Below are 22,270 nucleotides of genomic sequence, written 5' to 3'. Positions count from 1 at the left end.
AAAGCCAAAGCTCGTCGCCATCATCGCGACGGCCCGAAAACTCGTCACGATCCTCAATGCCGTCATCCGGGACCAACAACCATGGCGCGAACAAGACGCTTGACCACCAAGACAGTCGCTCACCCCTACCCCTCTCCCATCCGGGAGAGGGGATCCCGCGGCAAGATAAGAACCCGGATCAGCCCGCCAGCAGGCCTTCCGCCTTGACCCAGTCGAGCGTCTTGCCCAGCGCCCGCTCGTAGCGTTCGAAGAGCTCGTCGATCTCGGCCTCGGTGATCACCAGCGGCGGGCAGAAGGCGACGCGGTCGCCGCCCAGCGCCCGCAGGATCAGGCCTTCCTCCTGGGCGAAGCTGGTCGACTTCAGGGCGACGCCCTTCTTGGCCTCGAACTGCGCCTTGCTCGCCTTGTCCTTGACGAACTCGATGCCGCCGATCAGGCCGACGCCGCGGGCTTCGCCGATCAGCGGGTGCTCGGCGAGCCTGGCCAGGCGCTGCAGGAACTTCGGCGCGACCTTGCGGACATGCTCGATGATCTTGTCGCGCTGGTAGATCTCCAGCGTCTTGACCGCGACCGCGCAGCCGACCGGATGGCCGGCATAGGTGTTGCCGTGGCCGAAGGTGCCGATCTTCTTGCTCTGGTCGACGAGCACCTCGTAGACCGGCTCGTTGATCAGCACGGCGCTGAGCGGGAAATAGGCCGAGGTCAGCGCCTTGGCGCAGGACAGCGTGTCGGCCTTCATCTTGTAGGTCGTCGTACCGAACATCTCGCCGGTGCGGCCGAAGCCGGTGATGACCTCGTCGGCGATGAACAGCACGTCGTATTTGGCGAGGACGGCGTTGATCGCCTCGAAATAGCCCTCCGGCGGGGTCACCGCGCCGCCGGCGCCCATCACGGGCTCGGCGATGAAGGCGGCGACGGTGTCCGGCCCCTCGCGCTGGATCATCTCGTCCAGCTCGGCGGCAAGGCGCGCCGAGAAGTCGAGCTCGCTCTCGCCGGGTTGCGCAAAGCGATAATGGTGCGGGCAGGAGGTGTGCAGAATGCCGGGAAGCGGCAGGTCGAAATCGGTGTGGTTGGCCGGCAGGCCGGTCAGCGAGGCCGAGGCGACGGTGACACCGTGATAACCCTTCAGCCGCGAGATGATCTTCTTTTTCTTCGGGCGGCCGAGCGCATTGTTCATGTACCAGACCAGCTTGACCTGGGTGTCGTTCGCATCCGAGCCGGAGGCGCCGTAGAACACCTTGGAGATCGGCACCGGCGCGATCTCCTTCAGCTTCTCGGCCAGCTCGATCGCCGGATCATGGCTGCGGCCGGAGAAGAGATGGGTGAAGGGCAGCTTCTTCAGCTGCTCATAGGCGACCTCGGCCAGCTCCTGGTTGGAATAGCCGAGCGAGGTGCACCAGAGCCCGGCCATGCCCTCGATATAATCCTTGCCGGTCGTGTCGTAGACGAAGACCCCCTTGCCGCGCTCCAGCACCAGCGGGCCGACTTCGCGATGCGTCGCCAGGTTGGTATAGGGGTGGACGAGCGTCTCGATATCGCGGACGGCGAGGTTGGTCAGCATGTCCCGGCTCCTGCTTCTTTACGCGTTGTTTATGCGAGCATAGACCGCGATCGGCGCAAGCGCTGAGCGATTTTCCTGCAGATCGGGGCAGAGTCTGGCGCGGGACGGGCCGGGCTCGTCGGAATCTTGAGGTGGCGTCAAACCCGAGCCCTCATCCTGAGGAGCGATCCGCAGGATCGCGTCGCGAAGGATGTTCCAGCTGGTTCCGGAGCTTCCTGAACGATCCTTCGAGACGGCCACTTACGCGGCCTCCTAAGGATGAGGGGTGGTGAAGCACATTGCGCCTGGAACGATTCCAATCATGGCTTGTCAGCCGCGCATCGGATGCGCATGGTGCCGCGCCTTTTCACGGGGACCAGCATGATCGATCCCGCCAGCATGGCGAACCAGCCGGCGCCCGGCCGCGATTGCGGCAGTTGCACGCTGTGCTGCAAGGTCTATGACGTACCTGCAGTCGAGAGCGTCGCCGGGACCTGGTGCAGGCACTGCCTGCCGGGCCGGGGCTGCGGCATCCATGCGACCCGCCCCGACCACTGCCGTGCCTTCTTCTGCCTCTGGATGACGCAAAGCTTCCTCGGGCCCGAGTGGAAGCCGGACAAGGCGCGCTTCGTCCTGACCATGGACCCGGCGACCAGCTGGCTGTTCGTCCAGCTTGATCCCGGCGCACCGCAGGCCTGGCGCAAGGAGCCCTATCTCACCCAGCTGCGTCGCTGGGCCGCCGCCGGCAACCGCCCGGTGATCGTCTTCCTCAACAAGTCCGCGACCGCCGTATTGCCGACGCATGACGTCCCGCTCGGCACGATCGCGCCTGACGAGCGCCTGGTGCTGCGCGAGGAATTGGCGGGCGGGCGGCCGCGCCTGACGGTGGCGAAGGTCAGGGTGGCGGCGTGACAAAGCCGGAGCGGCCGATGCTTCACCACCTGTCACTTGGCGTCTGCGATATCGAGCGCGCCGCAGCCTTCTACGATGCCGTGCTCGCGCCGCTCGGCTATGTTCGCGTCTGGAACGACCTCAGGGCCGGCGAGACCAATCAGGCAGTCGGTTACGGCATCCAAGGCGGCGGCGACGGCCTGGCGCTGAAGCATCGCCCGGACGGGCAGCGGCCACCGGGGCCAGGATTCCATGTTGCTTTCGCGGCTCCGGGCCGGCAGGCCGTCGACGCGTTCCATCACGCGGCGCTCCGGCATGGCGGGCGCGACAATGGTGTGCCCGGTCTGCGCGCGCATTATGGCCCACACTATTACGCGGCCTTCGTCATCGATCCCGATGGCCATCACATCGAAGCGGTGTTCAACGCGGCGATCTGATCGGCACCGCGGTAGGAGATTCCCTTGGGCAAACGGGCGCGCGATTACGGCCTGGTCTGCGGTTCGCTGCCGCCCGGCCCGCTCAACGCGATCACCGATGTGGCTGGCGTTGCCGTAGGACACCGCACTGTGCGCGACGGCGATGTCCTGACCGGCTTCACGGCGGTGCTGCCGCATCAGCATGACCTCTTCCGCGAGAAGCTGCGGGCCGGCGTCGAGGTGATCAACGGCTTCGGCAAGAGCGCCGGGTTGATGCAGCTCGCTGAGCTCGGCCAGATCGAGACGCCGCTCCTGCTCGGCAACACCTTCTCGGTCGCTGTAGGCATCGAGGCGCTGGTCGGGCGGGCGCTCGCCAGCAATCCGGAGATCGGTCGCAGCACCGGCACGGTCAATTCGCTCGTGCTCGAATGCAATGACGGCTTCCTCTCCGACATCCGGGCCCGGCGCCTGATGGTGGCTGATGCCGAAGCGGCGCTGGATGCCGCCAGCAGCGGGCCGGTCGAGGAGGGCGGGGTCGGCGCCGGCACCGGCATGAGCGCCTTCGGCTTCAAGGGCGGCATCGGCACGGCCTCGCGGCTGATGGAACTCGACGGCCGCAACTTCACGCTCGGCGTGCTGGTGCAGGCGAATTTCGGCAATGCCGGCGATCTCGTCTTGCCGGACGGGCGGCGCCCGGTGCCATCGGCCGCGACCTCGGCTCAATCGCCGGAGCGCGGCTCGGTCATCATCATCCTGGCGACAGACCTGCCGCTGGAGAGCCGGCAGCTGACGCGCATCGCCCGACGCTGCGGCGCCGGCCTGGCGCGGCTCGGCGCGTTCTGGGGCAATGGCAGCGGTGACATCGCCATCGCCTTCTCGACCGCGAGCCGGATCGCCCATCACGATGAAGCCGATCTCGTCCCGCTGACGGTGCTCAACGAGAACCGGATCGATCTGCCCTTCCGTGCCGCGGCCGAGGCGACGCAGGAGGCGGTGCTGAACGCCATGCTGGCCGCGCCGGAGACGATCGGGCGCGACGGCAACCGCCGGCCGTCGCTGGCGGATTGTCTCTGACCAGCCCGCGTCGCGCGAGACCGCCGATCAGCATGTCCTGTCGCAAAAGCAGGCCAGTTGGACTGACGCCTTGTCTTTTGACATAGACGTAGGATCGCCCGTGGGCCGATTGCTGTTTCAATGAGTTCGATGCCGCAGGATTTCTCCGAAGACGTCGCGGCCATCGCGTCGATCGCCGCAGTGCCGACCATCCTCGATGTCGTCTGCCGGACGACCGGGATGGGCTTTGCCGCGATAGCGCGCGTGACGGAGGATCGCTGGGTCGCTTGCGGCGTTCGCGACGAGATCGCGTTCGGGCTTCAGCCTGGCGGGGAGCTGAAGGTCGAAACGACCATCTGTCACGAGATCCGGCAGCATCGCGAGGTCGTCGTCATCGACAATGTCGCGGAAGATCCGGTCTATTGCACGCACCACACGCCGCAGACATACGGCCTCCAGAGCTACATCTCGATGCCGATCATCCTGCCGGATGGCCGGTTCTTCGGCACGCTGTGCGCGATCGATCCCAAGCCCCGCTCGCTCAACAATCCGGCGACGCTGGGCATGTTCAAGCTCTTCGCCGAGTTGATCGCCTTCCATCTCGATTCGCATGCGCAACTGGCGGCGAGCCAGGCCAGCCTTGCCGGCGAGGTCCAGAACAGCGAAATCCGCGAGCAGTTCATCGCGGTGCTCGGTCATGACTTGCGTAACCCCGTGGCCTCGGTCGCCGCCGGGTTGAACATGCTCGACCGTACCGAGGACATCGCGAAAATCCGGTCGCTGACCGGGATGATGCGAAACAGTCTCATGCGGATGTCCGGTCTGATCGGCGACGTCCTCGATTTCGCACGGGGACGGCTTGGTGGCGGCATCCTGCTCGATCGCAGCGACGAAGCCGAGCTGAAGGCGATGCTCGAACAGGTCGTCGGCGAATTACGGTCCTCGCATCCGGATCGCGAGGTACTGAGCGAGTTCGATCTGCTAGGGCCGATCGATTGCGACGGCGCCCGGATCGCGCAGATGCTGTCGAACCTGGTCGCCAATGGCCTCACGCATGGAGCCGACGATCGCCCCGTCATCGTGCGAGCCCACAAGACCCGCGACACTTTCGAGCTGTCGGTCGCCAATGCCGGCGAGCCGATCCCGCTGGCGGTCAGGAAAGAGCTCTTCAAGCCATTCGTCCGCGCCTCGGCCAAGCCGAGCCAGCAGGGACTTGGCCTCGGGCTCTACATCTCCTCTGAAATCGCGAGGGCCCATGGCGGGACGCTCGAGGTCTCCTCCGATGCGGACGAGACCCGGTTCACCTTCCGGATGCCGCTACGCTCGTCGGATATCTGAGCGCCGCAAGCATATGCCCATGCCGTAGCGTGGGATGCTATAGATGATGAACGCTCATAGAGTGCAGCATCGGACTGTTGCATCCAGAAGTAGAGGTAAGAACGTGAAGGTTAGCGTCCTTTCAGCCCTGTTTCTGTCCCTACTTCTCTTCGTGGGGGAGGCGATGCCGCAAAGCACCACCAAGCAAGCTTTCTCTGTGGATCCGAAGATCGCAGTGGTCACAGGGGCTTATGCGCTTGATGCGATCGATCACGCCAAGGCGAGTTTCGGCGTCGCTCCGGATTGGTCGGACGGAAGTATCGTAAATGTGGAGACGATCCTCGCTCGGCTGCATGCCGATTACGTCAAGTCGAAAGCCCAAATATCGGATGATACGGTGGCTACGATCGCCAAGGCCTATGGCAGCTACATTGGCGAGGTGTATCGGCGCAATCACGGCGGCGAATGGGGCATGATGACACTCGACGGGCTCGATTTCCCCGCTGTGAAGGCACGGTCCGGCACGGCCTTCTGGCCGATTGGGCGGGTCACGAACCGCATCAAGAATGGTTCCGGTGATAATGTCGCCTTTTACTATCGCGGTCTTTTAGGGAAGTAGGCCTCCCCGGTCGGTCGGCACACGATAGCCGCCGCCCAGTCTCTCCAGCATCGCCCCGACCGCGATCGCCGTCCGGTCTTCGCCGAAGGGGGCGATGATCTGAACGCCGGTCGGCAATCCCGCCTGCGACAATCCGATAGGCGCGCTCAGCGCAGGCAGGTCGGCGCCGGTGGCGAGGCTCGCCCAGCACAGGAAGTCGAGATAGGGCCGCTCCACGCCGTCAATGTCGAGCCGGCGGGCGTGGAAGTCCGGCAGATGATCGTGCTTTTGCGCTGCGACTGGTGCGGGCGGGCAGAGCAGCACGTCATAGTTCTGGAAGAAGCGGCCCCATTGCCGCTTGAGCGCGAGGCGGCGCTGGTGGAGCTGCTGATAGAGGCCGGGCGTCATCCGGGCGCCGCGTGCCTGCAGCGCCTGATGCGAGAGATCGCCAGGCGCGAATTTCACCGCTTGCGCCTGGATGCGGGCGCGCACCTTTGGCGGCAGGCCGTAGGCGACGACGGCGTGGTTCAGCAGCGCGTAGACCTCATAGGCTTCGGTGAAGCGGAAGCCCGGGCGCGCAGTCTCGTTGACGAGCGCGCCCGCTTCGGCAAGGCGCCGCCCGGCTTCGCGCACGGCCGCCGAGACCTCGCCGGAGACCGGTGCGAACGGCTCCTGTGCCCAGAGCGCGACACGCAGACCCTTTGCCTCCGTCTTGCGCGGGGCGGATAGGGCGGCGCCGGCGACATTCGGATCGCGCGGGCCGGTCAGCACGGGCAGGATCAGGTCGAGGTCCTCGGCTGCGCGGGCGATCGGGCCGGCGACGACGAGATCGGCATTGCGCAAGGTGCGCCGCTCCGGCGGCGGCGGGACCAGCCCCCAGGTCGAGACCAGGCCCCAACTGGTCTTGAGGCCAAAGACGCCGCAGGCCTGGGCTGGCCAGCGGACCGAGGAGCCGAGATCGGAGCCGAGCTCGAAAGCGCTCATCCCCGTGGCGACCGCGACCGCTGCGCCGCCCGAAGAACCGCCGGGTGAATAATCGGGATTCCAGGGATTGTTGGTGACACCATGGGCCGGGTTGTAACTCTGGAAGTCGCCGGAGAAGACCGGAACCATGGTCTTGCCGAGGATGACCGCACCGGCCGCGCGCAGGCGGGCGACGGCGGCCGCGTCCTCTGTCGGAATGCGCTCCTTATAGGCCGGCAGGCCGCCGGATGAAGGCAGGCCGGCGACGTCGAAGGCGTCCTTGATCGTGATCGGCAGACCTTCGAGCGGCCGCGCCTCACCGGCGGCGATGCGCCGGTCTGAGTCCGCGGCAAACGCCCGCGCCGCCTCGCGATCCTGCGCGACGATGGCGTTGAGGGAAGGATTCAGCGCGTCGATGCGGGCGAAGATCGCTTCGAGCAACTCCATCGCGCTGAAACGGCGCGCGAGCAGGTCGGCACGCAGGCTGGTGGCTGAGGCGGTGAGATCGATCGAGGCCATGCGCGATCCTGAGTGTAGGCGGAACGTTCCTCCCTAACCCGCCAGACGCTCCCGAGCCATCCGCCGCAAGAAATCCTCGCCGTCCCTCACGCCGAGCTCATAGGCGAAGCGGATGCCGTCCCAGTTGCGGATGGTGAACTGGCTGACCGGTATCACTTGCGAGGGCCGGACATAGGTGCGGTTTTCGACCTGGGGCACTTCGGCGAAGGGGCGCGTCAGCAGCACGAGGGTCTGCTCGCCGGCGGCTTCCATATCGGCAAGCGCCCAGGCGGGGGCGCTGTCGACGAGGCCGCCATCGAGCGCGGCGCGGGCGCCGATATGACCGGCCGGCATGAAGGGCGGCACGGCGGCGCTCGCCATCAGCGCATCGACCAGCTGCTCGGGATCGGCGCAGTCGGCGATGCGGATGAGGTCGGGCCGGAAGCCGAGCTTGCGCCCGACGGTCGGATGCACCGGGCGACGCAGGCGCTTCTCGAGCTGATAGGCGCCGATGCCGAGCGCGGTGATGACAGGCAGCGGCCAGAAGCGCGGCGGCCGCGAGATCGCGATCAGGAAATCCGCCCGGGCCTTCAGCGCCGCCAGCCGCTCAGGCGTGAACAGCGCCGTGAGCATCTCGCGATACATCTCGGCGACCGGAAACAGCCTGCCGCCGCGGCGGAAGGCGGCCCAGTCGACCTCGGAGGTACGACCGGTGCAGGCCTCGCGCAGCATTTCGCGCACGGTCGGCCCCAGCCCCAGCGCATTGTAGAGCATGGCCCCGGCGCCGGCGCTGGCGCCGACGATGCGGCGCGGCGCAAGGCCGATGCGGGGCGCCACCGTTTCGTAGAAGCCGCCCTGCCAATAGCAGCGGTTGCCGCCGCCGGCATAGGCCAGGCCTGCGAACATCAGCCCTGGTCCGTGTCGAGGGCGCGGGCGCGCTCGCGCCAGGACAGGACCAGCCGGTCGAGCTCGGCGAGATCCGCCGCCGGCAGCTTGCCGAGCGTCTGGGCGACATAGTCGCGCTGCGTCGTCATCCCGGCCTCGGCGAGACGGCGGCCTTCGGCGGTGAGGTGCATCGCGTAGGAGCGCCGGTCGCCGACGATGGCGCGGCGCTCGACCAGCCCGGCCTGGACCAGCCTGTCGACCAGGCCCGAGACATTGCCCTTGGTGACGTAGAGCCGCTCGGCGAGCTCGCTCTGGCTGATGCCCTCGCGTTCGGTCAGCGTCGAGAGCAGATCGAATTGCGGGATCGAAAGGCCGAGCTCGCGGATGCGCGCCGTCATCTGGCCGAGCATGCGCTGGTGCAGTCGCATGAAGCGGAACCAGACGCGGTCCGGCTCGATGGGCTCCGGGGCGGGGGCTGGGCGCGGCACGGACAAGGCGTTCATTCCCTAGATCGTTTAGTTGTAAACTAACCCATCTCCCAAGCGGACGCGAGGGCTTTCGCCGGGAGCCGTCCGCTGGCTATGCTGCCAAAAAGCAAAGCAAGACGACAGGGAGAAACGCATGCTCGGGCTGATGCAAAATTGGCCGCTGTTGATCCACCGGATCATCGACCACGCGGCGATCCAGCACGGCACGCGCGAAGTGGTCTCCCGCAGCGTCGAAGGGCCGATCCGGCGCACCACCTATGCCGAGATCAGGCAAACGGCGCTGACGATCGCCAAGCGGCTGACGCGCGAAGGCATCCGCCTCGGCGACCGCGTCGCGACCCTGGCCTGGAACACCGACCGGCACCTTGCCCTCTGGTATGGGATCAGCGGCATCGGCGCGATCACCCACACCGTCAATCCGCGGCTCTTCCCCGAGCAGATCGCCCAATTAATCGATCATGCCGAAGACCGGCTGCTCTTCCTCGACCTGACCTTCGTGCCCCTGGTCGAGGGCCTGCAGGACAAGCTGCCGACGATCGAGCGCTATGTGATCCTGACCGACGCCGCGCATATGCCTGAGACCTCGCTCAGGAACGCCGTCGCCTACGAGGACTGGCTCGCCGAGGCCGATGCCGATTTCGCCTGGGCCGATCTCGACGAGAACACCGCGGCCGGGCTCTGCTACACCTCGGGCACGACCGGCGGTCCCAAGGGCGTGCTCTATTCGCACCGCTCGAACGTGCTGCACGCCATGGCCTGCGCCCAGCCCGATTATATGGGCCTGTCGGCGCGCACCGTGGTGATGCCGGTGGTGCCGCTCTTCCACGCCAATAGCTGGTCGCTGGCCTTTTCGGCGCCGATGACCGGGGCGAAGCTGGTCATGCCCGGCGCCAAACTCGACGGCGCCTCGCTGCTCGAGCTTCTGAACGGCGAGGGCGTGACGCTGACCGCCGCCGTGCCGACGGTCTGGCTCGGCCTGCTCCAGCATCTCGAGGCGAATAGCGGCAAGCTCAACACGCTGAAGCGCGTGGTGATCGGTGGCTCGGCCTGCCCGCGGGCGATGACCGAGGCGTTCGAGACCAAATACGGCGTCACCGTCGACCATGCCTGGGGCATGACCGAGATGAGCCCGATCGGCTCGTTCTGCTCGATCAAGCCGATCTATGCCGATCTCGCAGGCGAGGCGCTCTACGACCTCAAGGTCAAGCAGGGCCATCCGCAATTCACGGTCGAGTTTCGCCTGACCGACGATGACGGCCAGGACCTGCCCTGGGATGGCAAGACCTTCGGGCGGCTGAAGGTGCGCGGACCCGCTGTCGCCGGCGCCTATTACCGCCACGATCAGCCGATCCTCGACGAGCACGGCTTCTTCGATACCGGCGACGTCGCGACCATCGACCCGCATGGCTACATGCAGGTCACCGACCGCTCCAAGGACGTGATCAAGTCCGGCGGCGAATGGATCTCCTCGATCGAGCTCGAAAACCTCGCCATCGGCCATCCCGATGTCGCTGAAGCCGCGGTGATCGGCGTCGCGCATCCGAAATGGGACGAGCGGCCGCTGCTGGTGATCGTGCCCAAGCCGGGCCGGACGCCCGGCCGCGAGGAGATGCTGGCCTTCATGACCGGCAAGATCGCGAAATGGTGGCTGCCGGACGATGTCGTGCTGGTCGAGGCGATCCCGCACACGGCGACCGGGAAGATCCAGAAAACAGCGCTCAGGGAGATGTTTCGGGAGTATCGGCTGCCAGGATGAGGGGCGAAGGCGGGAGGTCTGCGATGGGTGGAGGCTGTGTAGAAACGTCTTTCGGCGTCGTGTTTCGATGATGCGCACAAGGTTTGAGGGTCAGGCTCTCATTGCTTTCATCAACGCCGATGCTCGCGATGGCCCGCTTGAGGTTGTAGGCCAGGACATGGAGGCTCATCCAGCGCATTGACGAGCTCAGGGACGTCAGCGCGAGGACCCGCTAGCGTCTTGGCGACACCGCCTTCACCTCAGCTTGACGACGACTTTGCCCTTTGACCGTCCCGCTTCGATGTAAGTCAGGGCTGCATTGGTCGCTTCGAACGGGAAGACTCGATCCACAACAGGGCGAATGATCCCGGCTTCGATCAGCGATGTGATCTGGCGCAATTGCTCGCCGTTCGCGCGCATGAATAAAAAAGAATAGCTGATCCGCCGGGCTTTGGCCTTCCTCCGGATGTTGAAGCTCAGAACGCGCATGACCTGCCGTAGAAGCCAGTTCAGGCCTTGTTCCCTGGCGAAATCGGGGTCCGGCGGACCGGAGATCGAGATCAGCTTGCCGCCTGGTTTCAGCACATTCAGGGATTTTTGAAGCGTGTCGCCGTCCAGGCTGTTGAGGACGACGTCATAGCCGGACAGGACCTTCTCGAAGTCTTGGCTCTTGTAGTCGATCACGACATCCGCCCCGAGTCTCTCGACCAGCGTGACATTCGCCGTGCTCGTGGTGGTCGCGACCGTTGCGCCGAGATGCTTGGCCAGCTGGATGGCGAATGTCCCCACGCCGCCGGAGCCGGCATGGATGAGGACCTTCTGCCCTTTTCGCAGGCCGGCCAGCTCGACCAGCACCTGCCAGGCCGTCAGCCCCACCAGGGGAATGGAAGCCGCTTCCTCCATGGTAAGGTTCTTCGGCTTCAGCGCCACGTCGGCTTCGTTCATGGCGATGAACTCTGCGAAAGTCCCGACCTGGCCGTCGCGCGGCCGGGCATAGACTTCGTCGCCCGGTTTTAGGCGGCGGACGTTAGATCCGACGCGGACCACTGTGCCCGCCACGTCGTGTCCCAGGATGAAGGGCGGACGGTACCGAAGGATAAGCTTGAACGCGCCGTCGCGGACCTTGGAATCCAGAAGATTGAGCCCGGCCGCATGGATCTCGACCACGACATCGACATCCCGCAAGGCCGGCTGCGGCATCTCGCCGAGCCGCAGCGTGCCCTTCTTCCTGTACCGATCGACGATGAAGGCTTTCATGAGGTTCTTTTTCTGAGAGGTTTTTACTGGGCCGAGCAGCCGTACCGTCGATCCCGCCGCTTAACCCTGGCGCTGCCAAATCTGCAGACGACCCCGCGCTCAGGCAGGGAGCCTGTTGAACTTCCGAAGACTCTTGTCGACCAGCGACTCGGGCAAGAAGCGGCGCATGAAGCGAACCTGCCTCGCCGCCTTTCCTGCGGTATAACGTCTCCTGGGTGTTGCCGTGTTGGCCGCCTTGACCACCGTGTCGGCAACCACTTCCGGTGCATCTCCCGTCTCGACGATCTCGCGCATCAGCTTCTCCGCGTCGGCACGGACAGCGTCGTAAAGGGGAAGCGGCTGATCCGCCCGCGTGATGTTCTCCTCGAAGGACGTGCGGGTGACGCCCGGCTCCACCAGTACGACGCGGATGCCCTGCGTTCGCACCTCGTGGTCGAGCGATTCCGAGTAACCCTCGATCGCGTGTTTGGTCGAGGCATAGAGGGCATTGAAGGGAGCAGGAATGAGCCCGAGAATGGAGCTCATGTTGATGATCCGGCCCGTTCGCTGGCGTCTCATAGCAGGCAGGACCGCGTTCGTCAGACGCACGACGCCGAAGACGTTCACATCGAACAGTGCCTGGGCCTGGGAAGCCGAAGACTCTTCAGCGCCGCCTAAAAGGCCGAGGCCGGCATTGTTGATGAGGAGATCGATCCGTCCGGCGCGGCTCAAAACCTCATCGACCGTCTGCCGCACGGATTCTTCGTCGGTGACGTCGCAGACCAGCATATCGATACCGTCCGAGCTTTCGGCCATCGCCTTCCGGCTGGTTCCGAACACCCGGTAGCCATTGCGCCGGAGCGCTCCCGCCGTCGCCAGCCCAATGCCGGAGGAGGCACCAGTGACCAGGGCGACGCCGCGTTCTGTCTTGCTCATCGGTCTCTGCTTTCATTCCGTCATGGAACATCGACGAGCACCGTGTTACTATCATTTCGATACGAAGTCACTATCAAAACGATATCGACATGCAGAACCTCTCCGACCAGCCATGCCTGATCGCCCGCAGCCTCGCGCTGGTGGGGGACGCATGGAGCATGCTGATCATGCGGGACGCCCATGCCGGGCTCACCCGCTTTGACGAGTTCCGGAAAAGCCTCGGCATCGCCCCGACGATCCTGACGCGCCGGCTCGCGGCCTTGACGGAGGATGGGCTTCTGGAAAAGCGCCGCTACTCCGAGCGGCCGCCGCGGGAGGAATACGTGCTGAGCGCAGCGGGTCTGGACTTCCTGCCAGTATTATTCGCGATCGGTGCGTGGGGGCGAAAGCACCGTAGCAGTGACGGTGTAACCCGGTTTTTCGACGCCGAGACCGGGACGGAGATCGATCCCGTAACCATCGACCGTGCGACTGGCGCTCCGATCGGAACACGTCCGATTCGCATTGTCCCGCCTGCGGGAAGCGCTGCCTGAGACGGAGCGCGAACATGATGCATTGCCTGCCTAACGTCGGCCGATCCTGACGGCAGCGTTAGGGCGTTACGGCTTGCCCCCTCAAAAGCGGATGTGATGCACGTCCGGTGTGGTCGGAATCTGACGTTCAAAACGCTGGCGGGGATAGTCATCAACCTTATCCCCGCCCTCCAAACTCCCCGTATACTCGCCCGCATCCCATCCCCGAGGCGCGGCCATCCGGAGGCATGTCGTTTGGTGGGGTGGGTGCGGCGCCTGCGGGCGAGGGTTGCGCCTCGCTCCCGGGAGGCTTCGGGAACCGACCAAAGCCGCCGCCTGCGGCGGCGTCTTCCACTTTGAGACTCGCAGACTGCGCAAGCTTGTCTGCGTGGGGTACTACGGCCCCTGCGCGAGGAGCTCGCTAGACCGCGCCGGCTGACACCGGCGGGACAGAAGCGCGGCCCGGAGCTTTAAAATCGCCGATGGCGGAGCGCCACGGGGCGTGCGGATGGTGGCTCAACCCGTCCGCGCCGCTTCCTGGCTCAATGGAAGCGGAATACCAAACGCGCCTCGCGGCGCTCCGCTGCCCCTCATATGCACAACGCCCGCGGGATGAGCCTGCGGGCGGGGATTTGGCTTGGGTGCGAGAAGCGCGGGGAACCCCTCTCCTGGAAGGAGAGGGTTTTGCGGCGAGATTCCCCACATCGATCTCACGGAAGGAGGAGAGCTTCTGCAACGCGATGTCCTTGCCCGGAGCAAGAATTGGCACCCCGGCCTTTGTAACTTGCGGCCTCCACGCCTATCTCGCCTCTTTCCACCGGAGCAAGACCATGCGGCTTGCCACTCTGCCTGCCCTTTGTGCCCTCGCCTTGCTTACCGTCGGCCCCGCCCGCGCCGAGCCGCTGAAGCCGGAGCGCCGGATCGAGGCTACTTCCGATTTCGCCGGCAAGAAGGGCAAGGCCGCCAAGGACATCAGCGGCATCGCCTGCCGCCCGCCGGCCGGCGGAGAATGGCGCTGCCTCGTCGTCAACGACGAGAGCAAGGCGGCCCAGTTCGCGACCTTGACGCAAAAGACGATCCGGCCCGAGCGCGCCCAGCCGCTCATCGGCGACACCACCCCCGCCGCAAGCGGACGCCAGCCCGCGATCGGCTGCCCCAGGCAAGGCGGCTTCGGCGAGTTCGACGGCGAGGGCATCGCCTATGCCGACCGCTCCTTCTATATCGTGGGCTCACATGGCTGCTCGCGCCATGGCGGCGAATACCGCCCCTCTTCCTTCCTGCTGGCGCGCATCGGAGCCGGTAACGGCCCGGCCGGTACTCCCGAGCTGAGTTGGCGTGTCTCCGATCTTCTCGGCGCCGCCAGCGAGGTCGCGCCCTATCTCGGCAAGCCGCTCGACGCCGAAACCAACGGGCTCAACATCGAAGGCCTCGCCGTGGTCGGCGACCGGCTCTGGCTCGGCCTGCGCGCCCCCTCGCTGGGCGGCCGCGCCTTCCTCGTCGGCGGCAGCGTCACCGAGCTGTTCAAGCCGGGCAGCGGGCCGGCGGCGACACCTCCGCAGCTCCTTGCCGTTCCGGCCGGCGCGCAGCGCGGCGTGCGCGATCTCGCTCCACTGGCGGATGGCCGCCTGCTCGTCCTCGTCGGACCGGCGCAGGAACAGGAGGTGCCCTATGCGATCCTCCTGCTCGATCCGGCCGATCCGACTGCCGCCCGCGAGCTCGGCGAGCTGCGCCAGCGCAAGAATGCCAAGGCCGAGGCACTCACCGTCCTCACCGAGGAACGCGATGAGCTGCGCGTCATCGTCGGCTATGACGGGGTGAAGAACGGTGAGTTCGAGGAGTACCGGCTGAAGCTGCGCTGAGGCGCGGCCGGGCGGCCTTCCCGGCCGCTGCCGGACATGCGATGCGCAAGGCCATGAGCTTTCTTGCGCGCCTCGATTCCATCGTCTCCCGCTATCTCGCCGAAGTCGCCGGCCCGCGCGAGCGGCTGGCGCTGCTGCGCTGGCAGATGGCCGAACGTCACGCGCTCGACCGGCGCGAGACCATGCCGGGCCATGTCACCACCAGCGCCTTCGTGCTCTCGCCCGACCATGCGCAGATTCTGCTGATCGACCATGTCGTGATCGGCCGCTGGCTCCAGCCCGGCGGCCATTACGAACCGGCTGCGTCCTTCCACGAATCGGCGCTGCGCGAGGCGGTCGAGGAGACGGGCGTCGCCAGCCCGGCGCTGCACTCCTGGCACCGCAGCGGCGACCTACCCTTCGCCATCGACAGCCACGAGGTGCCGGGCAATCCGCGCCGGAACGAGCCGCCGCATATCCATCACGACCTGCAATATCTCTTCATCGCCGACCCGGCTTTGCCGCTGACTGCCCAGGAAGAAGAGGTCCACGCCGCCGCCTGGAAGCCGATCGCCACGCTGGCCGAGATTGCGCCGGTGGCATTCGCGCGTCTGCGTACCCTGAGCTCTCACGGCTGAGCCGCTTGCTGTTGCGCATCCGCAACATTGTAACGTCATGATCCCGTGATCGATGATTCCATATTGCGACTCATTCGCATTTGCGTAGGGTGGGTTCGTCAACAGGATCGCCAACCATGCTCAAGCCCGCCGCCTTCGCCCTTGCCGTCTCGGGCCTGCTCTCGCCCGCTTTCGCTGCCGATCTTCCCTCCCGCAAAGGCGCCCCGGCAGCACCGCCAGTGCTCTCCGCCTGCACCGAAAGCGAGGGCATCCCGACCGACGCCTTCGGCTTCACGACGGGCTCGGATGTCGCCGAGGTCGGCTCCTTCGGCGCAAGCCTGACCTATGGCGGCGGCTTCGGTGTCCGCGACGGCCGCCAGGCGGCGCACGGCCTCCAGCTCCAGGGCTCCTACGGCCTCTTTCCCTGCTTCGAGATCGGCCCCTATCTGCTCGGCGGCTATACCGACGCCACCATCGCCGGCACGGGCGCCGACAGCCGCAGCTTCGGCGCCGGCGTCGAGATGAAGTACCGCCTGCTCGGCCGCGACCTGCACGGCATCGGCCTGACCGTCGTCGTCGATCCCAGCTTCAACCGCCTCGACCCGACCGGCGCCGGCAACTTCACCACATACAATACCGGCATCCGCATCTTCGCCGACAAGACGCTGGTCTCCGGCAAGCTCTACGCCGCGCTCAACCTCTCGCACGACCTGACCTGGACCGGCCCCAGCCCTTATCTGCGCTCCTCGACCTTCACGGTCGGCGGCTCGCTCGCCTGGCAGCTGATCGACGGGCTCTATCTCAGCGGCGAAGTCCGCCATCAACGCCGCCACAACGAGCTCGGCTTCGGCAAGGACGCCGGCTACGCCACCTTCGCCGGGCCCGGCATCTTCTGGCAGGCGACCAAGCAATTTGCCATCTCGGCGGCCTACAATGTCCAGATCGCCGGCAAGGCCAAGGACGTGCCGGGCGATCTCGACATCACCAATTTCAGCCAGCATCTGGTCAAGGTGAAAGCCGCCTACAGCTTCTGAGCGGTACCGCGAAGCTTCACTTCGGAACCTGCTGCCCGATCGTCGCACTCGCTTCGGCGTCGCCCTCCGCCTGCTGCTGCGAGCTGCGGTCGGCGTCTTTCCGGCTGATCGTCTCGATGATGTCGGCGGCCAGCTTCTCCAGCAGCTGGCGCTCGCGCGGTTCGAGGGCGCGCGCATCGCGGTCGAGGATGCATAACGCGCCCAGAACGTGGCCATCGCCGGTCCGCAGCGGCGCGCCGGCATAGAAGCGAAGCCCCCAGGCCTTGGCGACGGGATTATCGGTGAAGCGCGCGTCGCGCTCGGTGTCGGCCACGATCAAGGTCTCGCCACCCGCCACGACATAGTCGCAGATCGCCGCCTGGCGCGGCAGGGTGGGCCGGCCCACCTCGTCCCGACCGAAGCCGGACAGCTCCTTGCTGCGGCCGATGATGACCTCCCGATCGGAGTCGATCGCCGAGATCATCGCCACATCGACGTCGAAGGCGTCGGCCGCGCGCTTGGCGATCGCATCGAGATCGTCGCGCAGCGCCTCATCGAGAAAGGCGGTGCCGTGGAGCGCTGCCACACGCTCGGCATCATTGGCCGGCGGCTCCGCTTCAGTCGGCTCGCCCGCGACCTCGGGCAGCATGCGCCGGACCCGGCCGATGGCTTCCTTGATCGAGGTCGCAACCTCGTCGGCTCCGATGTCCTTGCGCGCATCGTTCGCCAGCGCCTCAGCCGGTACCATCCAGAGAACGACGACGATCTCCAGCTCCGGCCAGCGCTGCCGCAATCGCCGGCAAAACTGCCGGACGGCGCTATCGGGCTCGCTGCTGAAATAGTTGATGCAGACGACCGGCGCACCATCGAGATCAAGCCTGGCGACCGAGCTCGCCGTAACATGGACGACCCTGCGGGTTTGCGCGGGAATTCCTTCAAGACCGAGGGCGTGGGCGAGCATTTCGGCGGCGATCGCATCGATCTCCCATTTGCCGCCGATACAAACCACTTTCGGGGCAGAATCGGTTACGACCGCAGCCGGATGTTCCTCGCGCAGCTCCTCCAGCAGCGCGTCCATTCCCTCGGCGACGCGCAGCCGGTGGGCTGCCGTCGCCTGCCGGCCATAATCATCGCTGGCGAGGCGCAGAACCGCGATGCCGACCGCATCGTAGAAGGGCACCACCGAGAGCGTGTCGATCTCGCCCTCGGCGATCTCGATCGCTTCCTCGACGTCATTGGCGAGCAGACGCTGATAGATGCGGGTCGCCGGATCAAGGGCCGGCACCGAGCCGAGCAGCGTATCGAGGAACTGTAGTTGCGGCAGGGTCTTGCCGAGGACCAGCAGGCAGACCGTCAGCGGCGTCGACAGGATCAGGCCGACAGGGCCCCACAGCGCGGTCCAGAACGTCGCCGCCGCGATCAGCGAGATCGCCGAGAGCCCGGTGCTGGTTCCGTAGAGCATCGGCTCGACGATGTTGTTGCTGACGAGCTCGAGTCCCGCGATCAAAGCGAGCGTCCACAGCATCATGTGCCAGCCGGGATCGACGGCGAAGGCGAGCGCCAGCGGAAAGACGGCCGAGATGAGCGCGCCGACATAGGGAACAAAGCGCAGCACGGCCGCGACGACGCCCCAGAGCGGCGCTGCCGGCACACCGATCAACCACAATCCAAGCGTCAGTGGCAGGGCGAAAGTGACGTTCACGACGAGCTGCATCAGCAGGTATCGGCTGATGCGCCTGCCCGCATCCTCGATCGCGTCGGTCGAGCGGTGCAGATTGCCGCCCAGGATGCGCAGCAGCCGATCGCGCAGGTCGCTCCGGTCGAGCAGGGCCAGCACGACAAAGACGAGGACGATGCCGGCCGTCGCCAGCGGTTCGAGCGCGCGCCCGAGCCAGACCAGAGCGACCTGCATCTGAGTGCCCGCCGCCGGCACGACCTCGACGCGCTGCGCTGTCGCGCCCTGCACGGCCTCCACCTCCTTCTGGAGAGAAGCAATCGCGTTCAGCGCACTGTCGAAGATTCCAGGCGCCTTGAACTGCGCCTTGAGATCATTGAACTTGCTGTTGATGGTCGATTGATAGGTCGGCAGCTGCTCGCCGAGCGAGCGCAATTGCGTGCCCAACACGACGAAGAGCCCGGCCAGCAGCACCAGCACGACCGTCATCACCGCTATGATTGAGATTACCTTGGGCACGCCGCCCCGGCGCAGCCACATCACCGGCGGGTTGAGCGCAAAGCCGATCAGGAAGGCGAAGGCCAGCGGGATCAGGATGTCCTGGCCGTAATAGAGCGCGGCGATGATCACCGCGGCAGAGACGAGTGTCGCAGCCACCTTGACGATATCGGCGCTGCCGGCCTCACCGAGGCCGCCGCTCTCCGCCTCCCGCGGCATCATCGTTCGGCGATCAGGCGGTGTCAATGTCATGCGCGAAGCCCCCCGACCATCCCATACGGATGGTCTTGAGAACGTGAGAGGGCCTGTCCGGTTCCGCTCTCGGCTCGCCGGCGCCATCGCCGCATTGCGAACCCCAGGCCGCAGGCGCTAAGACCACCCGATCTGCAACCACGGGCTATCGGCGATGACGCACGACGAGGCTGGAAGCGGCGCATCTGACAAGGCCGGCACGATCTGCCGGGCGCTGCGCCGTGCGATCATCGAGCAGGCACTCGAACCCGGCGCCTCGCTGCCGGAAGATGCGCTCGGCGAGCGCTTCGGCGTCAGCCGCACCATCGCGCGCCATGCGCTCGGCCAGCTCGCCGCCGAAGGGCTGGTCGAACTGCGGCGCAACCGCAGTGCCGTCGTCGCCACGCCGAGCTGGCAGGAGGCGCGTGACGCCTTCGACATCCGCATCGAGCTGGAGCGCCTCGTCGTCCGCCAGCTCGCCGGCCGGCTGAGCAAGGCACAGCTTGCGGCCCTGCGCGCCCATGTCGATGCCGAGGATGCGGCGCGGGGCGGCGCCACCCCCGTCTCGATCCGGCTCGCGACCGAGTTCCACATCCTGCTCGCTGAGATGACGGAAAGCCCGATCCTCATCCGCTATGTCAGCGAGCTCGCCTATCGCTGCTGCCTGATCCTGTCCCTGTACAGCCGGCCTCACTCCTCGGAATGCGCGATCAACGAGCATCGCCTGCTGATCGAGGCGCTCGAAAGCGGCGACGGCGAGACCGTGATGAAGCTGATGCACCACCACCTCGATTCGGTGGCGGAACGGGCGCTCGTGGCGCAGGTCAAACCACGCGAGCGCGACATCATGGCGATCCTTGCACCCTATGCGGACGCGCCGAAACCAGCCGCCAAAGCCCGTAGGAAACGATCGCTCAAGGCGGCCGAATAGACGCCTTGTTGCCAAGGACGGCAGGTGAATTGACCCCGCCGCATTTCCGCCCTACTCGTGAACGCGACGGTTCCCTCACGGGATCAAAAGGGAACGCAGTGCGGATGGTTCGCCATCTCATGCTGCGGCTGCCCCCGCAACTGTAAGCGGCGAGCCTTTCGCCACATGCCACTGGGACCTCGGCCCTGGGAAGGCGGTGAAAGGCGGTGACCCGCGAGCCAGGAGACCTGCCGTCAGCCGTGGTCACACGCGAACACATCGGCCGGGGTGCGCTGATGGGTGGTAGAACTATGCGCACCCGGTTTCGGGAGCGGGTGGGGACATCTCGTTCGCGGTGACGTGCCACTGACGTTACCGCCGAGGTTTTCCCGTGATCCGCTTGCCCAACCCCGCCAAGAGCGGGCGTTTGCTCCTTGCCACCTCCCTGCTCGCTGCCTCGACCATGCTGACATCGCTCTCTGCGCTGGCGCAGTCTGGCGAAAAGCCGATCGCGCTCGACGAGCTCGTCGTCAGTCCGACCGGCGTGCCGACCCCGGCCAGGGAGATCGCCAGCTCCGTCACTGTCGTTACTGCCGAAGAGATCGCGCGCCAGCAGCGCCGCACGCTGCCCCAGGCGCTCGCCGCCGTCCCGGGCCTCAACATCGTCCAGACCGGCGGTCCGGGCGGGCTGACCTCGGTCTTCATGCGCGGCACCAATTCGAACCACGTCAAGGTGCTGATCGACGGCATCGAAGTGAACGATCCCTCGACGCCGAACCGCTCCTTCGATTTCGGCCAGATGCTGACGAACGACATCGAGCGGATCGAGGTGCTGCGCGGCCCGCAGAGCGGCCTCTATGGCGCCAATGCGCTGGGCGGCGTCATCTCGATCACCCGCAAGCGCGGCGAAGGCCCGCCGAAGCTGACGGGCTCGATCGAAGCCGGCTCCCAAGGCACCTTCAATCAGAGCGTCGGCCTCAGCGGCGGCAATGACCGCTTCGACTACGCCTTCGGCGTCAGCCATTTCCGCGCGGAAGCGACGCCGATTACGCCTCCCGGGCTCGTCCCTCTGGGCCGGCGCCGCAATCCGAACTCCTATGACAACTGGAGCTATTCCGCCCGTCTCGGCGCCAAGCTGACCGACACGCTGAGCGTCAACTGGGTCGGTCGCTTTATCGACGGGCAATTGCTGTTCACCGGCGACTCCGGCTTCCCGAGCCGGCCGAACAACTTCCGCAGCAGCCAGAACTACCGGCAGGCCTTCACCCGTGGCGAGATCGTCTGGGACCCGCTGGACGGCCGTTTCGTCAACCGCTTCGGCGTCTCCTACAGCAATCAGGATCGCTCGAACCGCCGGGCGAACGCAGCGGGCATCCTCGACCTGCCAAGCGAAAACCTCGGCGAGCGCACCAAATATGACTGGCGCGGCGACCTTCAGATCGTGAAGGGCCAGACACTGGTCGCGGGCCTGCAATACGAGACCGAACGCTTCGACACGCCCAACAAGACCGTCTCGAACGGCAACAAGGGCGCCTTCGTCGAGTTACAGTCGAACTGGACCGACCGCTTCTTCACCGTCGCCAACATCCGCTACGATCACGACGACAAGTTCGGCGGCCACACCACCTATCGCATCGCACCGGTCTTCATCGTGCCAGGCACAGAAACCAAGCTGAAGGCGAGCTACGGCACCGGCTTCAAGGCGCCGACGCTGAGCGAGCGCTTCAGCGATTCACGCCCGGCCTTCAACTTCTACGGCAATCCCGACTTGAAGCCGGAAGAGAGCCGCGGCTGGGATGCCGGCTTCGAGCAGCCGCTGCTGAACGGGCGCGTGAACTTCGGCGCGACCTGGTTCCACAACGACATCGACAACCTGATCCTGACCAACGCCGCGCGCACCTCCTATACCAACATCGGTCGCGCTACGACCAAGGGCGTCGAGGCCTTCGCGGCGCTGGAACTGACGCCGCAGTTCAAGGTCCGCGCGGACTACACCTTCACGCTCGCCAAGGACGAGACGGCGCGCCAGGAACTGCTGCGCCGGCCGCGCCACAAGGCCAGCGTCACCGCGAGCTGGACGCCGATCGAGAAGCTGACGCTGTCGGCGACGCTGATCTATCTCGGCGAGCGCATGGACGGGAATCGCGACTTCTCGATCTCGCGGATGCGTGCGCCGGGCGCTGAAATCGTCAACCTCGCCGCCGACTACAAAGTCGACGAGCGCTTCACCGTGTTCGGTCGCGTCGATAACCTGTTCGACAAGCGCTACGAGAACCCGGTCGGCTTCCTGGTCCCGGGCCTCAGCGCCTTCGGCGGGATCAGGATGAGCCTGTGAGGACGTCGGGAGGCTCCACCGTCATGCTCGCCCTTGTGGCGAGCATCCACGTCTTGAACACGGCATGTGGTCAAGGAAGGCGTCG

The 22,270-nt window shown here is 66.0% G+C and carries 19 protein-coding genes, 1 pseudogene and 1 riboswitch; of the genes and pseudogenes, 13 read left to right on the top strand and 7 right to left on the bottom strand.

Going from position 1 to position 22,270, the window contains the following annotated elements:
• A pseudogene (locus B6S44_RS15000) lies at positions 1-103 on the top strand (IS110 family transposase); the annotation flags it as partial.
• Positions 104-178: 75 nt separating this feature from the next.
• On the opposite strand, the gene B6S44_RS14995 reads toward B6S44_RS15000, so the two are convergent.
• A complete protein-coding gene (locus B6S44_RS14995; protein WP_129157667.1) occupies positions 179-1,561 on the bottom strand; it encodes an aminotransferase in 1,383 nt (460 codons plus the stop codon).
• A gap of 360 nt (positions 1,562-1,921) precedes the next feature.
• Here B6S44_RS14995 and B6S44_RS14990 point away from each other — a divergent pair, with 360 nt between their 5' ends.
• From B6S44_RS14990 to B6S44_RS14970, 5 genes are all read left to right on the top strand, one after another.
• On the top strand, positions 1,922-2,452 hold the full coding sequence (locus tag B6S44_RS14990) for an RING finger protein (RefSeq protein WP_129157666.1): 531 nt from the start codon (positions 1,922-1,924) through the stop codon (positions 2,450-2,452).
• 17 nt (positions 2,453-2,469) lie between these two features.
• Positions 2,470-2,868 (top strand): VOC family protein, encoded by a 399-nt coding sequence (locus B6S44_RS14985; RefSeq protein WP_129157665.1) that lies wholly within the window; start codon positions 2,470-2,472, stop codon positions 2,866-2,868.
• Positions 2,869-2,892: 24 nt separating this feature from the next.
• A complete protein-coding gene (locus B6S44_RS14980) occupies positions 2,893-3,921 on the top strand; it encodes a DmpA family aminopeptidase (protein WP_129157664.1) in 1,029 nt (342 codons plus the stop codon).
• A 120-nt stretch (positions 3,922-4,041) separates the two neighbouring features.
• Positions 4,042-5,238 (top strand): GAF domain-containing sensor histidine kinase, encoded by a 1,197-nt coding sequence (locus tag B6S44_RS14975; RefSeq protein WP_349236374.1) that lies wholly within the window; start codon positions 4,042-4,044, stop codon positions 5,236-5,238.
• 103 nt (positions 5,239-5,341) lie between these two features.
• The gene (locus tag B6S44_RS14970; RefSeq protein WP_129157663.1) at positions 5,342-5,836 is read left to right on the top strand and encodes a hypothetical protein; all 495 of its coding nucleotides are present in this window, start codon (positions 5,342-5,344) and stop codon (positions 5,834-5,836) included.
• Here the strand turns inward: B6S44_RS14970 and B6S44_RS14965 are convergent.
• From B6S44_RS14965 to B6S44_RS14955, 3 genes are read right to left on the bottom strand one after another with little or no spacing between them, the layout of a single operon-like run.
• Positions 5,825-7,297: an amidase gene (locus B6S44_RS14965; protein ID WP_129157662.1), complete on the bottom strand. Its 1,473-nt coding sequence runs from the start codon at positions 7,295-7,297 to the stop codon at positions 5,825-5,827. The two genes, B6S44_RS14970 and B6S44_RS14965, sit on opposite strands and share 12 nt — an antisense overlap.
• 33 nt (positions 7,298-7,330) lie before the next feature.
• Positions 7,331-8,182 (bottom strand): patatin-like phospholipase family protein, encoded by an 852-nt coding sequence (locus B6S44_RS14960; RefSeq protein ID WP_129157661.1) that lies wholly within the window; start codon positions 8,180-8,182, stop codon positions 7,331-7,333.
• Positions 8,182-8,664 (bottom strand): MarR family winged helix-turn-helix transcriptional regulator, encoded by a 483-nt coding sequence (locus B6S44_RS14955; protein ID WP_129157660.1) that lies wholly within the window; start codon positions 8,662-8,664, stop codon positions 8,182-8,184. Before B6S44_RS14955 ends, B6S44_RS14960 begins: the two co-directional genes overlap by 1 nt.
• Before the next feature lie 118 nt (positions 8,665-8,782).
• Between B6S44_RS14955 and B6S44_RS14950 the strand changes: the two genes are divergently transcribed.
• Positions 8,783-10,405: a long-chain-fatty-acid--CoA ligase gene (locus tag B6S44_RS14950; protein ID WP_129157659.1), complete on the top strand. Its 1,623-nt coding sequence runs from the start codon at positions 8,783-8,785 to the stop codon at positions 10,403-10,405.
• A 234-nt stretch (positions 10,406-10,639) separates the two neighbouring features.
• Here the strand turns inward: B6S44_RS14950 and B6S44_RS14945 are convergent, their stop codons facing one another.
• Together B6S44_RS14945 and B6S44_RS14940 are read right to left on the bottom strand one after the other, a co-directional pair.
• Positions 10,640-11,641 carry an NADP-dependent oxidoreductase gene (locus B6S44_RS14945; protein ID WP_129157658.1) on the bottom strand — a complete coding sequence of 334 codons (1,002 nt, stop codon included), beginning with the start codon at positions 11,639-11,641 and terminating at the stop codon, positions 10,640-10,642.
• A gap of 99 nt (positions 11,642-11,740) precedes the next feature.
• Positions 11,741-12,556, bottom strand: a complete 816-nt coding sequence (locus tag B6S44_RS14940) for an oxidoreductase (protein ID WP_129157657.1) — start codon at positions 12,554-12,556, stop codon at positions 11,741-11,743.
• Between the two features lie 89 nt (positions 12,557-12,645).
• Between B6S44_RS14940 and B6S44_RS14935 the strand changes: the two genes are divergently transcribed.
• The 4 genes from B6S44_RS14935 (at position 12,646) to B6S44_RS14920 (ending at position 16,557) form a co-directional block, all read left to right on the top strand.
• Positions 12,646-13,089, top strand: a complete 444-nt coding sequence (locus tag B6S44_RS14935; protein WP_129157656.1) for a winged helix-turn-helix transcriptional regulator — start codon at positions 12,646-12,648, stop codon at positions 13,087-13,089.
• A gap of 809 nt (positions 13,090-13,898) precedes the next feature.
• Positions 13,899-14,927: a DUF3616 domain-containing protein gene (locus B6S44_RS14930; RefSeq protein WP_129157655.1), complete on the top strand. Its 1,029-nt coding sequence runs from the start codon at positions 13,899-13,901 to the stop codon at positions 14,925-14,927.
• A 53-nt stretch (positions 14,928-14,980) separates the two neighbouring features.
• Positions 14,981-15,544, top strand: coding sequence for an NUDIX hydrolase (locus B6S44_RS14925; RefSeq protein WP_164985831.1), 564 nt, complete (start codon positions 14,981-14,983; stop codon positions 15,542-15,544).
• Between the two features lie 116 nt (positions 15,545-15,660).
• A complete protein-coding gene (locus B6S44_RS14920) occupies positions 15,661-16,557 on the top strand; it encodes a hypothetical protein (protein WP_129157653.1) in 897 nt (298 codons plus the stop codon).
• A gap of 16 nt (positions 16,558-16,573) precedes the next feature.
• Here B6S44_RS14920 and B6S44_RS14915 read toward each other — a convergent pair whose 3' ends face one another.
• Entirely contained in the window at positions 16,574-18,961 is a 2,388-nt protein-coding gene (locus B6S44_RS14915; protein ID WP_164985830.1) for an AI-2E family transporter, read from the bottom strand.
• Between the two features lie 154 nt (positions 18,962-19,115).
• Here B6S44_RS14915 and B6S44_RS14910 point away from each other — a divergent pair, with 154 nt between their 5' ends.
• Together B6S44_RS14910 and B6S44_RS14905 are read left to right on the top strand one after the other, a co-directional pair.
• The gene (locus B6S44_RS14910) at positions 19,116-19,871 is read left to right on the top strand and encodes a GntR family transcriptional regulator (RefSeq protein WP_129157651.1); all 756 of its coding nucleotides are present in this window, start codon (positions 19,116-19,118) and stop codon (positions 19,869-19,871) included.
• A gap of 50 nt (positions 19,872-19,921) precedes the next feature.
• A riboswitch (cobalamin riboswitch) is annotated at positions 19,922-20,120 on the top strand.
• Between the two features lie 121 nt (positions 20,121-20,241).
• A complete protein-coding gene (locus tag B6S44_RS14905; protein ID WP_248309600.1) occupies positions 20,242-22,185 on the top strand; it encodes a TonB-dependent receptor plug domain-containing protein in 1,944 nt (647 codons plus the stop codon).
• Positions 22,186-22,270: the final 85 nt, after the last annotated feature.

Origin of the sequence: Allobosea sp. Tri-44 (genome assembly GCF_004123845.1) — a bacterium.
Classification (GTDB): domain Bacteria; phylum Pseudomonadota; class Alphaproteobacteria; order Rhizobiales; family Beijerinckiaceae; genus Allobosea.
This window is presented reverse-complemented; position numbering and strand designations above follow the sequence as displayed.